Source organism: Haladaptatus sp. CMSO5 (assembly GCF_036689885.1).
GTDB lineage: Archaea > Halobacteriota > Halobacteria > Halobacteriales > Halococcaceae > QDMS2.
On record NZ_JBAHVW010000001.1, the window covers coordinates 1,254,455 to 1,268,164 of the forward strand.

The 13,710-nt window shown below is 61.5% G+C and carries 17 protein-coding genes; 7 read left to right on the forward strand and 10 right to left on the reverse strand.

The features are described from left to right. Positions 1–215: 215 nt before the first annotated feature. Entirely contained in the window at positions 216–632 is a 417-nt protein-coding gene (locus tag V5N12_RS06635) for a Rieske (2Fe-2S) protein (RefSeq protein ID WP_332898366.1), read from the forward strand. Here V5N12_RS06635 and V5N12_RS06640 read toward each other — a convergent pair. Then, complete coding sequence (locus V5N12_RS06640) at positions 629–925, reverse strand: transcriptional regulator (protein ID WP_332898367.1); 297 nt, start codon at positions 923–925, stop codon at positions 629–631. The two genes, V5N12_RS06635 and V5N12_RS06640, sit on opposite strands and share 4 nt — an antisense overlap. A gap of 199 nt (positions 926–1,124) precedes the next feature. On the opposite strand from V5N12_RS06640, the gene V5N12_RS06645 reads away from it, so the two are divergent. Beyond that, positions 1,125–2,096 (forward strand): NDP-sugar synthase, encoded by a 972-nt coding sequence (locus V5N12_RS06645; protein WP_332898368.1) that lies wholly within the window; start codon positions 1,125–1,127, stop codon positions 2,094–2,096. A gap of 1 nt (position 2,097) precedes the next feature. Here the strand turns inward: V5N12_RS06645 and V5N12_RS06650 are convergent, their stop codons facing one another. From V5N12_RS06650 to V5N12_RS06670, 5 genes are all read right to left on the reverse strand, one after another. Next, complete coding sequence (locus V5N12_RS06650; RefSeq protein ID WP_332898369.1) at positions 2,098–3,147, reverse strand: dipeptidase; 1,050 nt, start codon at positions 3,145–3,147, stop codon at positions 2,098–2,100. Positions 3,148–3,155: 8 nt separating this feature from the next. After that, entirely contained in the window at positions 3,156–3,890 is a 735-nt protein-coding gene (locus tag V5N12_RS06655) for a diphthine--ammonia ligase (RefSeq protein ID WP_332898370.1), read from the reverse strand. A gap of 39 nt (positions 3,891–3,929) precedes the next feature. Next, positions 3,930–5,066, reverse strand: a complete 1,137-nt coding sequence (locus tag V5N12_RS06660) for a DUF373 family protein (RefSeq protein WP_332898371.1) — start codon at positions 5,064–5,066, stop codon at positions 3,930–3,932. Between the two features lie 36 nt (positions 5,067–5,102). Beyond that, positions 5,103–6,125 (reverse strand): signal peptide peptidase SppA, encoded by a 1,023-nt coding sequence (gene sppA, locus V5N12_RS06665; protein ID WP_332898372.1) that lies wholly within the window; start codon positions 6,123–6,125, stop codon positions 5,103–5,105. A 103-nt stretch (positions 6,126–6,228) separates the two neighbouring features. After that, positions 6,229–7,119: a coiled-coil protein gene (locus V5N12_RS06670; protein WP_332898373.1), complete on the reverse strand. Its 891-nt coding sequence runs from the start codon at positions 7,117–7,119 to the stop codon at positions 6,229–6,231. Positions 7,120–7,701: 582 nt separating this feature from the next. Here V5N12_RS06670 and V5N12_RS06675 point away from each other — a divergent pair. The 4 genes from V5N12_RS06675 to V5N12_RS06690 all read left to right on the forward strand — a co-directional run bounded on the left by V5N12_RS06675 (position 7,702) and on the right by V5N12_RS06690 (position 9,483). Beyond that, a complete protein-coding gene (locus V5N12_RS06675) occupies positions 7,702–7,854 on the forward strand; it encodes a hypothetical protein (protein WP_332898374.1) in 153 nt (50 codons plus the stop codon). Between the two features lie 138 nt (positions 7,855–7,992). Then, positions 7,993–8,406: a DUF371 domain-containing protein gene (locus tag V5N12_RS06680; protein ID WP_332898375.1), complete on the forward strand. Its 414-nt coding sequence runs from the start codon at positions 7,993–7,995 to the stop codon at positions 8,404–8,406. A 54-nt stretch (positions 8,407–8,460) separates the two neighbouring features. Continuing rightward, complete coding sequence (locus V5N12_RS06685) at positions 8,461–8,643, forward strand: hypothetical protein (RefSeq protein WP_332898376.1); 183 nt, start codon at positions 8,461–8,463, stop codon at positions 8,641–8,643. 42 nt (positions 8,644–8,685) lie between these two features. Further along, entirely contained in the window at positions 8,686–9,483 is a 798-nt protein-coding gene (locus V5N12_RS06690; RefSeq protein ID WP_332898377.1) for an endonuclease III domain-containing protein, read from the forward strand. Here the strand turns inward: V5N12_RS06690 and V5N12_RS06695 are convergent. From V5N12_RS06695 to V5N12_RS06705, 3 genes are read right to left on the reverse strand one after another with little or no spacing between them, the layout of a single operon-like run. Continuing rightward, positions 9,480–9,896, reverse strand: a complete 417-nt coding sequence (locus tag V5N12_RS06695; protein WP_332898378.1) for an EamA family transporter — start codon at positions 9,894–9,896, stop codon at positions 9,480–9,482. The two genes, V5N12_RS06690 and V5N12_RS06695, sit on opposite strands and share 4 nt — an antisense overlap. A gap of 39 nt (positions 9,897–9,935) precedes the next feature. Next, positions 9,936–10,358: a disulfide bond formation protein B gene (locus tag V5N12_RS06700; protein WP_332898379.1), complete on the reverse strand. Its 423-nt coding sequence runs from the start codon at positions 10,356–10,358 to the stop codon at positions 9,936–9,938. Further along, positions 10,345–11,082, reverse strand: coding sequence for a DsbA family protein (locus V5N12_RS06705; RefSeq protein WP_332898380.1), 738 nt, complete (start codon positions 11,080–11,082; stop codon positions 10,345–10,347). The genes V5N12_RS06700 and V5N12_RS06705 overlap by 14 nt, the downstream gene beginning before the upstream one ends. Before the next feature lie 85 nt (positions 11,083–11,167). Here V5N12_RS06705 and V5N12_RS06710 point away from each other — a divergent pair, with 85 nt between their 5' ends. Further along, the gene (locus V5N12_RS06710) at positions 11,168–11,614 is read left to right on the forward strand and encodes a MaoC family dehydratase (RefSeq protein WP_332898381.1); all 447 of its coding nucleotides are present in this window, start codon (positions 11,168–11,170) and stop codon (positions 11,612–11,614) included. On the opposite strand, the gene V5N12_RS06715 is transcribed toward V5N12_RS06710, so the two are convergent. Next, positions 11,611–13,524, reverse strand: coding sequence for a beta-CASP ribonuclease aCPSF1 (locus V5N12_RS06715; protein ID WP_332898382.1), 1,914 nt, complete (start codon positions 13,522–13,524; stop codon positions 11,611–11,613). The genes V5N12_RS06710 and V5N12_RS06715 overlap by 4 nt on opposite strands. Positions 13,525–13,710: the final 186 nt, after the last annotated feature.

Genomic DNA, 13,710 nt, shown 5'->3' on the forward strand with positions numbered 1-13,710 from the left:
GCGGGGTTGTGCGGAAGGCTGTGTGGTGCTGTTGCGGAGGCGGTGCGGTTCAGGAACGTCGGCTTTTCACAGTCACGTTTGCGGTCGATTATTCGTGTTCAGGTTCGCTCTCATCCACTCGCGGTCACTGCTGTGTGGAAGTCACTGATTCTACAATTCTTCTCAGCCACAGGTAGAACCACAAACGTTGAACCCACCCTGTCCTAAGCCGACCTATGGACGAGGCAAGTCGTATCGCGCCGCTCGCTGACATCCCCACGGACAGCACGCTCCTTTTCACCGCCCGTGAGGGGTTTGACAAGGTCGAAATCATCCTCATCGAACTCGAAGACGGCGTGGCCGCGTGGCGAAACTACTGCCAGCACTGGACGGACGTGCGCCTCGACAAGGGGAGCGGGGCGTACGTCAGAGACGGCGAAATCGTCTGTGAGAAACACGGCGCGTACTTCGAGGGCGACTCCGGGTTGTGTACGCTCGGGCCGTGTGAGGGCGCTGTCCTCAACGATGTGGACGTGACCGTCGAAGACGGCGACGTGTATCTGACCGACGACCGCTACGAGTTCGAGCACCTCGGACCATCTGGCGAGTACGACCTCTCCTCTGGTGGGCGTATCGATTTCACCGGAAATTAGGTCGCCTCGACGCGGAAGGCTGGTTCGGTCAACCCCTCGTGTTTGCACTCGGGACAGCGTGAGGGGAGGTTTGCGGGGTCGTCGAAGCGGTCGAACCCACAGCTCTTGCACGCGGGCGGCGCGACGAGGAGTTGTTCGCCGGTTCCGTCGAGCGTTTTTGCGACGTGCTGGATGTGCGAGAGGACGGCGTGTGGCGTCAAGTCGAGCGCCACGGCGAGTTCGCTCGCGGTTGCGGTTTCGCCACGAAGGTGGTCTGCGATGCGCTGTCGAGTCGTCTGCTCTGCTTCGCGCATACCCGAGGGTGCGTCCGCCGTGAGTAATTACTTATTGGCGAGGCGACCCACTGGGGTCACGCCGACCACTTTTATACTTGGCGCGTTGGGCCACGCTACCAATTCGCGCATCGGCGCTCGGTTTTTCGCCAGTTCAAATGTGCTGACTGTCCGGCCTGAGGCAAAAAGGTCTTAGCCACTCGCTTTGAGTAGTCGAACTATGCAAGCAGTCGTTTTGGCTGGTGGGTATGCGACGCGTCTGTGGCCGATTACGAAACATCGACCGAAGATGTTTCTCCCGGTTGGCGAGGAGACGGTCATCGACCGCATTTTCGAACAACTCGAAGCGGACGATCGCATCGATGAAGTGTTCGTGAGCACGAACGAGCGGTTCGCAGAGGACTTCGAACAGCACCTCGAAGCGAGCCCGTTCGAAAAACCTCGACTCTCGGTCGAGGACACGACCGCAGAAGACGAGAAGTTCGGCGTCATCGGCGCGCTCGCCCAACTGGTCGAACGCGAGGGCATCGACGACGACCTGCTCGTCATCGCCGGTGACAACCTCATCTCGTTTGCCGTGAGCGATTTCATCGACTTCTTCGACGAAAAGCAGAACCCGGTGCTCGCCGCATACGACGTGGGGTCGCTCGACCGCGCGAAATCCTACGGCCTCGTGGACTTAGACGGCGACGTTATCGTCGACTTTCAAGAGAAGCCTGACAATCCAAAGAGCACGCTCGTCTCCATCGCGTGCTACGCCTTCCCCGAGGATTCGATTCTGTTCGATGAATACCTTGACGCGGACAACAACCCGGACGAACCCGGCTGGTTCATCCAGTGGCTGTTCAGCCGCCAGGAAGTGAACGCGTTCACCTTCGAGGGCGCGTGGTACGACATCGGTACGCCGGAGAGCTACCTCGACGCAGTCGCGTGGTCGCTCGGCGGTGAGAACCTCGTCGCAGAGTCCGCAACCCTTGACAACGTCACGCTTGGCGAAAACGTGCTCATCATGCCGGGTGCGACGCTCGAAAACGCCGCGGTCGACCAGTCGGTCATCTTCGCCAACGCAACCATCGAAAACTGCGACCTCCGTGAGTGCATCATCGACGAAGAGACGCACGTCGCAAACGTGAACCTCGCAGGCGCGCTCATCGGCGCGCACACGCACCTGACCAACGGCAACAGCAAGTAGCCTACGTCCACGTTTCTTCGAGCACGCGCACCCAGTTTTCAGACGCGATTTTCCGTATCGCTTCCTCACTGAATCCTCGCTCGCCGAGCGCCGCGAACACCGCGGGCATTCCGGTCACGTCGCCCACGGTGTCGGGGACGGTCGCGCCGTCGAAATCCGTCCCAATCGCCACGTGTTCGACCCCAATTCGCGCTGCGACGTACTCGATGTGGTCTACGAACGTGGAAATCGACGTGTCAGGATTGTTGTCGGCGTCGGCCCGGATGTTCGTCACGCAGAACGTGATGCCGACGACGCCGTCCGATTTCTCGACCGTGTCTAACTGTTCGTCGGTCAGGCTCCGCGTCGTTTCGTTGAGGGCGTACGCCCCCGTGTGACTCACCACGAGCGGGTCGTCGCTCAGTGCTGCCACGTCGAAAAAGCCCGTCTCATTCAGATGCGCGAGGTCAAGGACGATACCGCGGTCGTTGCACGCCCGGACGAGGTCACGCCCGGCGTCGGTAAGTCCGGGACCGATGTCCGGTGAGTGGGGGTACTGGTAGGGCACGCCGTGGCCGAAGGCGTTCGGCCGACTCCACGTCAGGCCAATCGAGCGGACGCCCGCCGCATAGAGAAAGTCGAGATTCGACAAGTCCGGTTCGACGGCTTCTGCTCCCTCTAGGTGCGCGACGACTGCGAGTGTGTCGTCTGCGAGACAGGCGGTGAGGTCGGCATTCGTCCGAACGACGCGAATCGCGCCGTCTGCTTCGGTTTCGAGTCGGTAGAGCCGTTCGAGCACATCGTAGGTGACTCGTTTCGCGCTGCCTGTGTCGATGGCGTCTGCGAGCGGAACCTCGTAGCCGTCTGCGGTTTCGATGATCTCGGCAGTACCGTCACCGGGGACGAAAATGGCGAACAAGCCGCCCGCGTAGTTCGCGGCGCGGGCACGAGGGAGGTCGATGTGGCCGTGTTCAGATACCTCGAAAAACGAGCGGCCCTTTCCGCGTTCGGGGAAGTGGAGGTGCAACAGCGTGTCGTTGTGTCCGTCGAAAACGCGCGGTGGGTGGGTCATAGGAAGCTTCAGGTATCGCTCGGTTCGAGCCGCGCATCCGTCACGTGAATCCGCCCGCGCGTGCCCTCCCATTCGGTTTCGTAGTCGAGCGCGATTCGTCGGTGCATGTGTGGGCCGTCCACGACGAACGTTTCGAACTCGCCGCCCTCGCCGAGGATGTGGACGCCGTATTCGTCGTTGAGGTCGCGGAGTTCTGCAAGGGAGTCGGCGTCTAAGGTGCGCCCGAGCCACGACTCGTCGAGGCCGTAGGCGGCGACTTGGATGATTTTGATTTCGAAGCCCGCCTCAAACATCTCCGCGGCGAGCTCGTCGGGGTCGCGCTGCCAGAGCGGGGCGAACAGTTCGATGCCGAGACGGTCGCACATCGCCTGAATCCGGCTCGTTTGGAACTCGGATTGGATGGCTCCGGCGGTGACGCCAACGATGTTCTCTTCTTCCATCAACTCGCGGAGTGCGGCTTCGAGCGGTTCGAGTTCGGCGTCGCCTTGCTCGCCGGATGCGTCGGCCGATTCTGCGCCGAGGTCGCCCGGATGCACGTCGATGAGGGGGATGCCGATGCTCTCTGCGGCGAGGGTCGCGAGGTTCGTCGCCGGAACGTGGTACATGTAGGAGTCGCCTTCGGGGTGGACGGTGAGGAGGTGAGAGACGGGCAGACCTTCTTCGAGTGCCCGATAGAGCGCCCACGAAGAGTCCTTGCCGCCCGAAAAGAGGCTGATCCACGTGCCGTCTGCGTCGTCTGCCATACTCGCTGTTTGCGGCGGGGGGATTTACACGCCGCGGACTCACTCGGGGAGTTCGTCGCGGATAGACCCACCCGTGACGTAGGAGGTGAGGCGGACGCCGACGAGGCTGATGAGCACGCCCACGATGACGAACGCGGCGAGGCGTGTTCCCGTCGAAAGGGTGAATCCAGCGACGGAAACCGCGCCGAATTCGAGCGCAGGGACGGTTAACTGGCCGATGATGCCTGCACGTTCTAAGAAGTAGGCCGAAAAGCCACGGATGACGAGGCCAACCGCGACCACGCCGAAGGGGAGGTTCATGTAGGAAGACCGGATGGTGTCTTCGCGAATCGATTCGTCGATGAGCCGCCCCGTACTCGCAGTGAGCGCGGCCATCGCAAGCCACGGAACGCTGTCGAAGATGAACAGCATGGCGAGGACGAACACGGCGTCGGTCGCTTCCAAACTGGAGACGCCAATCGCGCCCGCGAACACGCCGACGAGGGCGAGTCCGGCGGCGACGACGTAGGTCACAATCGACACCTGTCCGGAGTAGAGCGCATCGCGGACGCCCGATGCGAACGTCGAGATGGCGTCGTCTACGCCGAGGCCCTTGTACAGCAAGAACACGCCGATGACGGCGGTGATGGCGGCGATAGCGACCGCCGGACTGTCTGCGAGCAACAACAAGACGGGAAAGACGAGCAGACCCGCCCCGATGGGGACGAGAATCGTTTGTCTGAGTTCTTCGTCCGCGAGGAACTGCTTGAGCAGGTAGTACGTCGATTCTAAGTCGCGCGCTTGTCGGACGACGACGCGGTCGACCGCATCGACGCGCACGCGGCTTTCGATGATGGGGACGAGCCGTTCGTCTTCGGTGCTGTCGATGACGACGACAGCGGAATCGGGGTCGTAGCGGTCGATGAGCTGGTCGAGTTGCCGGGCAACGGCCCGGTCTGCGCTCACGGCGTCGCCCGCCCCAGAGACGACGGCGACGACGGCGTCTTCGTCGGTATCGCGCAGGTCGCGGGTGACGCGCAGCGCTTCGAGCAGACAGTTGACATGGCTGTCTTCGGGGTCTGCAAGTCCCACTTCGGTGACGAGCGAGGCGACCGATTCCCACCCGGAAACCGGCGTGTCGATGCCGGTCTGTGGGATGACGTCGCCGCGGTCGACACAGACGACCAGCGTTGTCACGGTAAAAGCCAGACGCCGGTCGAATAAAAAACCTCCCTACAGTCGAATGTTCATCTCGCTCGACTCGCCCTCGCGGGTGAGCACGCGCCCGACGCCCGACCCAGCGGCGAAGGCGATGCGTTCGACGCCGAGGCTGAAGCGTTCGGTGAGGCTGCGTTGGGGGACGAACTCCACGACCGACACCGACGGCAGGCCGAGCAGCTCTGCGACTCGGTCTTCGACGCTCTCGCGCGTTCCGAGCGCGTCAACCAGCCCGAGATCTACTGCTTCCTCACCGAGGTACACTTTGGCCTCGGTCGCCCGAACCTCTGACTCAGAGAGGTCGCGCGCCTCGGTCACCCGCGTGACGAAGTGGTCGTAGAGGTCGTCGATGATGCCCTGTAAGTAGTCGCGCTCTGCATCAGACACCTCTTTGAGCGGCGTGCCCGCGTCCTTGAACCTGCCTGCGGCGAACCGCTCGTAGGAGAGGCCGAGTTTGTCGGCCAGTTCGGTCGCGTTCACCCGCGAGCCGATGACGCCAATCGAGCCGACAATGGTCGCCTCGCGCGCCCAGAGTTCGTCGCAACCGGAGGCAATCCAGTACCCCCCGCTCGCGCACACGTCGGTCGCGTAGGCGACGGTCGGTCCCTCAAAGCGCTCGACGGCGAGCCGGATGTCGTCGCTCGGGACGACTTCACCGCCGGGCGTGTTCAGCCGGACGATGAGCGCGGAGACGTTCCCGTCGTCGTTTGCGGCGTCGATTTGCTCGACGACTTGGTCTGCGTGTGCGCCACCCGGCGTGGAGGGAAAGCGCCCGCCGCCGTCGCGGCTGATGGGGCCTTCGACGGCAACTTCCGCGACGTTGTAGCCGGGGAATCGAGATTGGGCGACCCGCGAGGCAAAGCGAAGGCCGAGAATCACGGTGGCAATCGTCAGGAGAACGCCGAGCAAGATTGCGAGCGAGCCATCCGGGATGGTGACGAACGCCCACCATCCGGCGAACAATGCGACAATCGCGCCGACTGCGAGAATGAGAATCCGACCGATAGTCTGTCGTCGGTCAGTTTGGTCAGCTGCCATGTCTCTCGGTGGGTGACACGCAGAGAAAAGCCTTTAGCCGATTTTCGAGACAGCGGCGTCGCTCAGGCCTGCTGAGAAAACTGAAAAACGCGGCGTACCGAACTTAGAGCATCCCGGTCTTCTGGAGCTTCATGAGGTCCTCGGTGTCGAGGGTTTCGCCGTCCTTGAAGCGCTGGTAGATTTCCTCGGCTTCTGCCTTGGCTTCCTCGCGCTTCTCCTCGCGGGCGGAGCGGCGCTCTTTCTCCTCTGCCTTGTCCATCTCGCGGAGGCGCTTTTGGACGCGCACGAAGTCGTTGTGGTGCTGGTCTGCGGCTTCCTGTGCCTCAACGAACTTCTCGTGCATGTCGTCTGCCTTGTCACGGATGTCGTCGGCCTCGCGGTAGGCCTCGATCATCTCGTTGTGGTGCTGTTGGGCCTTGTCAGCGAGCTCCGTCACTTCCTGGTGGTGCTGGCTGGCTTCGGCGCGCACTTCTTCGGCTTCGGCGACGAGTTCTTCGAGGTTGTCGTTGTCGTCGAGTTTCTCCTTGCGGCTCAGATACTCCTCGCGCTTGTTCTCGATTTTCTCGATGAGCTCGCGCTCGTCTTCGGTCGAAAGGACCTCGGTCTGCTGTTTGAATTCGAGTTGCTCAATTTCCTTTTTGAGCTCCTCAAGGCCCTTTCCCTGGTCAAGTTCGAGGTCGGACTTCATCGATTCGACCTTCTCGAACAGCTCGTTTGCCTGCGCGTTGAGCTCGTTGCGGAGCTTCTTGTGCTCCTGGACTTGCTCGTTCAGCGAGTCGCGCTGTTCGCGGTGTTCTTGGGCCTTGTCGACGGCTTCACGCGTCTGTGCGTTGAGTTCGTCGCGCTTGCCTGCGCGCTCTGAAGCCATCTGGTTCAGCTCGTTCCGTCGGTCGCGGAGCTGTCCAGCGAGTTTGATTAGTTGGCCTTTAGAATCAGTTGCGAGGTCGTCTTCTGTCAGTTCGATGTTTTTAGTCTGGTCTAGCGTTTGTACCATAGTTAACTCACGATTCCATTACCGCACCGGCGCGGGGCAGTTGCCACTCAGTGGGGATGATAAGCAGCCGATAACACGTTGTCCCTGTCATTCTGCGTGCGATACTGCCAAACGCCGGTGGCGTTCTGGTACTCGGTAATACCTCCTCCGACCATATAAAGATTGTGCATTCTATGAGCTATGTAATCACGTAACAATCGCAAGACGGGGCCACGATAAGGTGTAGCATGCCATGAAAATAGTATTTAAACAACTCGCGGCAATCCATGCCACGTTAAGGCATACAAACACCAGACTGTCTGGTTCAACCCCCCATATGGCCCCTGCGGAGGCATCCGATTTGTGGCATCCAATACGTTCGACTCGTGTATCGAACCCTCCCTACCCGGGCGTCGAATGTTCTCCGCTTATCGAGTGGTTAGTTACCCCTCACCAATAGCGAGGAGTTCCACACGTATACACGTGATACCTAAACAGATAGAGTTCGGCCGAAATCGACAGCGATCCGGACGCTCTCTCATACTTTCACTTTCACTCCGCACACGGGTCGATTTAACAGTGGTCGGGGGTGTTCTCTCAGACATGCTCGAAAAACTCACCTGCACCTGCGAGAACCCCGAGTGTGGTCGGACGCTCCACGAAGACCGGCTCATGCTCTCGATGCGTACCGACGTGGGCGAGCGCCGCGCCTACGAGTGTGCGTGTGGTGCAGTGACCGTGACCGTCGTGCGATAGGCTACGTCGCACGCAGGCTTCTAGCCGTGCCAGCCGTCGGCCACAGCAGCTCGCCACGGCGGTCTCACAGCCCTGTTCGCGCTTCCGACGTGCACCGTCGATGGTGACTCGTATATGCGACCCCCCATTAGCGGGGCCATGGACGAAGTTGTACGCGCCCACGGGCACGAAAACGTGTTAGGACACCATTCTTCGACGTTCGAACTCACGAGCGACGACTTCCTCACACCAGCGGGCGACTGTATCCTCGGTATCGAAGCCGACCGCGTTCCGGCCGATTTCGCAGACGCATTCGTCGAGGCGTGTCAGTCCACAGACGCCACGCTCACCGCCACCCTCGAAGTCGGTGACCTGACCGAAACCGTCACCGGCCGTGGCCACCCCGACATGACCTTCGAGAACGAGCGCAGCCTCGTCTTCCGGACGAGCGAGTACGTGGACGATCGCACCGTCATGGTCGGCGCGGACAAAGCCGCCGAGGATATCGACCGCGACCTCGTCGCCGCACTCGCAGCCGGTGAAGCCTGCACGCTCACGCTCTCTGTCGAATAGACGTTCGCATTCGCAACCAGTAGAAACAATTCTCTTGCGCACCTATGGATGGCTATGACCGACGCGTGTACCTACTGTGGCAAGGACGTGTATGATCACGACCCAGTGTTCGTAGAGAAACTCGATGTTGGCGAGCGCGTTGAAGCTGGCCAGTTCTGCAACTACGCCTGCCTCGCCGTCTATATCGAGGAAAACCACCTCACGACGGGTGCGTGTTGTACCCTCGACTACACGTGACCCGCCGGACGACCTTTGTCCGCCGACGAACAAGACGTGACCATGCCAGAGGAACCCGCAAACAACATCAGCGGCGGGATTGACGGCGGCGGCCGGGCGGCCGAGTTCTCCCGCGGCGAGCCAGCCTCGCGCGCCGAAGCCGTGATCGACCGGCTCGGCGAGTTGTACTGGCAAAAGCAGTACGGCGGCCAAGACGCCTTCACCTGCCTCGTGCGAACAATCCTGAGCCAGAACACGAGCGACGTGGCCAGCCAACCGGCCCACAACTCGCTTCTCTCCCGCTACGGCAGGGATGACCTTGCCGTCTCTCTTGCTGACGCCGCCCACGACGAACTCGCAGCGACAATCAAGTCAGCCGGACTCTACAACCAGAAGGCCACGGTCATCATCGACGCTGCCTCGCGCATTCTTGAGGAGTACGGCAGCGCAGCCGCCTTTGACGAGTTCGTCAGAGACGAAACTCCGGAGACGGTTCGGTCCGCCTTACTCGACATTCGCGGCGTCGGCCCGAAAACCGCAGACTGCGTCCTGCTCTTTGCGGGTGGCAGAGACGGCGTGTTCCCCGTGGATACCCACGTCCACCGAATTTACCGCCGGATGGGAATCGCGCCACCGGACGCAGACCACGAGGAGGTGCGAACGGTGCTCGAACGCGAGGTTCCCGCAGAAAAGTGCGGCTTCGGGCACACCGCGAGCATTCAGTTCGGACGCGAGTACTGTACGGCGCGAAAACCGGCGTGTCTGGACGACCCGGACGCCTGCCCAATGGCAGACCTGTGCGACCAAGTCGGCGTGTATCCGGTAGACGGTGAGGTTGTAGACCCCGCAGAGACAGTCTAACGCGCCAACATCACGACCGCGAGCACACCAAAGCCGACGCCCGCAACGTCTGTTATGTCCATCGAATCCCCGAGAACCAGCACGCCGAGTAGCGCGGCCACCACGAAGTAGAGCGCGCTCACGGTGGTCACGATCCCCGTCCGCCCGTAGCTCAGGCCCGTGTAGAAGGCAACGGCGGCGATGCCCGAAAACACGCCCGCGAGGACGGCGAAGGTGAGTCCCGGCCCGCCGACGGAGAGGTCTTTGCCGAGCGCGAGGACGTAACCGAGCGCGATGGCGACGCCGACGACGTAGGAGACAATCATTGCCACCTCGGGTTCTATCGACTGGGTGGCCATATCCGCGAAGATAGCCCAGATACCCCACGAGACCATGGCGACGAGGGCGAAGATGACGGCGAGGTTGTTGCTCATGTCGGCAAAAACGAGGGAGGGGGCTGTAGTCGCTTCGACTCAGCGCCGGAACGCGGCAGCCGCGACGAGGCCCGTGATGAGGATAAAGGCGATAAGCGAGAGGTTCGGGACGGTGAAGATGGCGACTTTGAACTGGACGCTGGTACAGCCGGTTGCGCCGGGGCCGAAACTGCACCCGGACGTGAAGTCTGGAACCAACTGGATGTACGAGTGGTACGCCGCGACGGTGAGTCCGAGCACCGAAAGCGGGAGCACCATCTTGAACGCCTCGACGCGGGATTCGAGCGTCGACACGCCGAGAATCACGACGAGCGGGTACATCAGAATGCGCTGATACCAGCACAGTTCACACGGGATGAGGCCGAGGCCGAGGCTCAGATACAGACTGCCGAGCGTGGCTATCGTGGCGACGGCTGTCGCCGCGGCGAGCAAGTGTTTCGGCGCGACGTCAGTTGCCGCCATTGACGAGCGCGTCGAGCGCGTTTCGCGTCTTCTCCGGCTCGAACGGGGAGTACACCTGTCCGTCGATGACGAGCGACGGCGTGCCGCTCACGCCTGCTTTGCCTGCGGCGTCCGTGGTTGCTTTCACGTCGTCTTCGTACTCGCCGTCTTCGAGGGCAGTTTTGAGGTCGTCGATTGGGCCAACGCCAGCCTCCTCTGCAAGGATGGCGAGGTTTTCAGTGGTAGCCCACACCTCTTCTTCCGGTGGTTGGTTCGCGTACACGTACTCGTGATACGGCCAGTAGTGTTCGGGGTCTAAGTGCCAAATCGCCAGTCCAGCGCGGGCGGCGCGCGGCGCGTCTTCGCCGAGGAATGGACTCCCGTCGCTGCCGTAGGACAGCCCGCGAAATTCGAGCGAGAGGTCGCCCGGTTCAACGTAGTCGGTCACGATTTGCGAGAGGCCGAGTGCGCGGGGGTCGTCGGTCGAGAACAGCTTGCAGGCGGGGCACTTCCAGTTCCCGAAGTAGGTGATTTTCGGGGCGGACGCAGACCCCATCAGCGCGTAGGTGTGGTCACCCGGATTCTCGGGGAGCGGTGCGTTTGCGGCGGGTTTGTCGAGGGCAGCGTCGCTGCGGCCGTCTTCGAGCTGGTAGCTGTCGCCACCGGAACCGCCGAGACAGCCAGCGAGGGCTGCGGTTCCGACCGCGCCACCAGCCACGAGGAGTTGTCGTCGCGTGAGGGACATTTGTTCGTGTGCGCCTCTACGTACCCGAGAACGTAACGGCTTCGGCTACCCAGAGACCTTTGATAACACGCGACAAGCAGGGGATATGACCTCTCGGTATTTCGAAGACCTCGCCGTCGGTGAACGCATCGAGGTCGGCCCAGTCACGCTCACGGAGGACGATATCATTTCGTTCGCAGAGCTGTACGACCCACAGCCCTTTCACACAGACCTTGACGCCGCCGCAGACGGCCCGTTTTCCGGGCTTATCGCAAGCGGTTGGCACACCTGCGCGGCGACGTTTCGCCCCATCGTAGACGCCGTGTTCTCCGAGTTGGCGTTCGTGGGAGGCTGGGGAATCGACGAGCTTCGGTGGCGAACACCGGTGCGGCCCGGCGACGAGTTGCTGGTTTCGGTGGAACTGGTCGCAAAACGCCCGCGAGACGAGGGTCGTGGCGACGTAGACTACGACGTGGTGGTGAGAAATCAGCGCGAAGACGTGGTGGTCACGTACCGCGACCACGTGATTGTCGAACGGCGGGTGGCGGATTAGAGGAAGCGGAACGTTTCGAGGTTTTTCGGCGCGAAGGTGCGCATGTTGAACTCGTGATAGAGCGCAGACGAGAGGTCCTGGGTCGACGACTCGTCACCGTGGACACAGAGCACTTTCTCTGGGCGTGGGTTCATCGTTCGGACGAAGTCCATCAGCCCCTTGCGGTCTGCGTGGCCGGAGAATCCGTCTACGGTTTCGACGTTCATGTTGAGCTTCAGCGTGTTCGAGCGGCCGTTGCCGTCGTTGATTGGGATTTCGTCCCAACCGTTCTGGATGCGCCGGCCCATCGTCCCCTGTGCCTGGTAGCCGACGAAGACGAGCGTCGTGCGCTCGTCGCCGCCGAGGTGTTCGAGCCACGACATAATCGGACCGCCGGTGACCATCCCGGAGGTCGAAAGGATAATTGCAGGGCCGCTGTCGGTCACGTCTTGGCGCTCTTCTTCGCCGCCGTCGATGTGGTTGAACTCAGGGGCGAGGAAGGGGTTTGCGTCCTCGTGGAAGATGCGGTCGCGCAGGTCGTCGCGCAGATACTCTGGGTAGGTCGTGTGAATCGCAGTCGCCTCCCAAATCATCCCGTCTAAGTGGACGGGCATCTTCGGAATCTTGCCCTCGCGCATCGCCTCTTCTAAGACGAGCATGATTTCCTGTGAGCGACCGACGGCGAACGCCGGAATCAGGATTTTCCCACCCTTGTCGTGGGTCTCGTTGATGATTTCGATGAGGCGCGCTTCCGAATCCGCCTGGTCGGTCTGGTAGTCGTTGCGCCCACCGTAGGTGGACTCCATGACGAGCGTTTCGACGCGCGGGAACTCGTTGACCGCGCCGTTGAACAGGCGCGTGTCCTTGTAGTGGATGTCGCCGGAGAACGCCACGTTGTAGAGGCCATCGCCGATGTGGAAGTGGGCAATCGCACTCCCGAGGATGTGCCCGGAGTTGTGGAGCGTGAGTTTGATGTCCGGCGCGATGTCGGTCACGTCACCGAATTCGAGCGGGATGGTGTGCTTGATCGTTTCGCGCACCATCTCGGACTCGTACGGCGGCGTCCGGCCTTCTTTCGCGGCCACGTCTAAGTAGTCGAGTTGGAGCAAGCCCATCAGGTCACGGGTTGGCTCCGTCGTGTAGACGGGACCGTCGTAGCCGTATTTGAACAGAAGCGGCAGGAGCGCGGAGTGGTCGAGGTGGGCGTGCGTCAGGACAACCGCGTCAATCGAGTTGAGCGGCGTGACTTCGGGGACGTGAAGGTACGGCACTTCGTCCTCTGCGCCCGGTTTGTCACCGCAATCGATGAGGATGCGCGTCTCTGGCGTCGAGAGCAGGAAGCTTGCGCGACCGACTTCGCGACAGCACCCGAGGGTCGTGATGCGAACCCAGTCCTCTTTGGACATTTCGCGGCGGTGAATCTGGCGACCGATTCGCTCTAAGATGTCGCGGCGCTCTTCGCGCTCCTGTTTCAGGAAGTTGCGCACGTTCGAGACCGTCGAAGACTCGATTGGCGGCGTGCGGACGACTTCCGGCGTCCAGCCGACTTTCTGCGTAATCTCTCGGAGCGTCGAACCGTGTCGACCGATGACCATGCCCGGTTTCGCCGCCTCGATGACGACTTCGCCCGTGTCGATGTGGAAGTCTAAGTCGGTGACGCCCGCTTCCTCGGGGATGACGTTCATGACCTGTTCGCGCGCCTTCTCGGGCGGGGTCAGGACGTCGGGGTCGGGTCGCACCGTGATGCGTTTTCTGAGCTTGCTTGCGAGGGTACGAATGAGGTCACCATTCTGGGCGAACTCCTTCGGGTCGCGAGTGTAGATGACGAGTTCCGGCCCTTCGTACTTGACGTCGGAGACGGTGATGTTACTCGGCAGTTCGCTCGTAATCGTTTCTTTCAAATCCTCAAGTTGCCGTTCTACAGTACTCATAGGTTAAAATTGGCTGCAATTTGTGTGGGGGGTCTTCCATCTGCCCACTGCTCGGTGGCACGCCAACGGCGAGTGCCATGGATGCCGGTCGCTCACTGTGTCACCTCGCCGCTGACGTGACCCAGAGTGGCATTCTCAGTACGTAAACTGTGTAGCATAACAGGTACTGTGTAGGTCGTATCCGCT

Excerpts from the sequence above, each read along its gene's own strand:
- V5N12_RS06635 (WP_332898366.1), top strand. The coding sequence starts at position 216 with ATGGACGAGGCAAGTCGTATCGCGCCGCTCGCTGACATCCCCACGGAC.
- V5N12_RS06640 (WP_332898367.1), bottom strand. The coding sequence starts at position 925 with ATGCGCGAAGCAGAGCAGACGACTCGACAGCGCATCGCAGACCACCTT.
- V5N12_RS06645 (WP_332898368.1), top strand. The coding sequence starts at position 1,125 with ATGCAAGCAGTCGTTTTGGCTGGTGGGTATGCGACGCGTCTGTGGCCG.
- V5N12_RS06650 (WP_332898369.1), bottom strand. The coding sequence starts at position 3,147 with ATGACCCACCCACCGCGCGTTTTCGACGGACACAACGACACGCTGTTG.
- V5N12_RS06655 (WP_332898370.1), bottom strand. The coding sequence starts at position 3,890 with ATGGCAGACGACGCAGACGGCACGTGGATCAGCCTCTTTTCGGGCGGC.
- sppA (WP_332898372.1), bottom strand. The coding sequence starts at position 6,125 with ATGGCAGCTGACCAAACTGACCGACGACAGACTATCGGTCGGATTCTC.
- V5N12_RS06670 (WP_332898373.1), bottom strand. The coding sequence starts at position 7,119 with ATGGTACAAACGCTAGACCAGACTAAAAACATCGAACTGACAGAAGAC.
- V5N12_RS06675 (WP_332898374.1), top strand. The coding sequence starts at position 7,702 with ATGCTCGAAAAACTCACCTGCACCTGCGAGAACCCCGAGTGTGGTCGG.
- V5N12_RS06680 (WP_332898375.1), top strand. The coding sequence starts at position 7,993 with ATGGACGAAGTTGTACGCGCCCACGGGCACGAAAACGTGTTAGGACAC.
- V5N12_RS06685 (WP_332898376.1), top strand. The coding sequence starts at position 8,461 with ATGACCGACGCGTGTACCTACTGTGGCAAGGACGTGTATGATCACGAC.
- V5N12_RS06690 (WP_332898377.1), top strand. The coding sequence starts at position 8,686 with ATGCCAGAGGAACCCGCAAACAACATCAGCGGCGGGATTGACGGCGGC.
- V5N12_RS06695 (WP_332898378.1), bottom strand. The coding sequence starts at position 9,896 with ATGAGCAACAACCTCGCCGTCATCTTCGCCCTCGTCGCCATGGTCTCG.
- V5N12_RS06700 (WP_332898379.1), bottom strand. The coding sequence starts at position 10,358 with ATGGCGGCAACTGACGTCGCGCCGAAACACTTGCTCGCCGCGGCGACA.
- V5N12_RS06705 (WP_332898380.1), bottom strand. The coding sequence starts at position 11,082 with ATGTCCCTCACGCGACGACAACTCCTCGTGGCTGGTGGCGCGGTCGGA.
- V5N12_RS06710 (WP_332898381.1), top strand. The coding sequence starts at position 11,168 with ATGACCTCTCGGTATTTCGAAGACCTCGCCGTCGGTGAACGCATCGAG.
- V5N12_RS06715 (WP_332898382.1), bottom strand. The coding sequence starts at position 13,524 with ATGAGTACTGTAGAACGGCAACTTGAGGATTTGAAAGAAACGATTACG.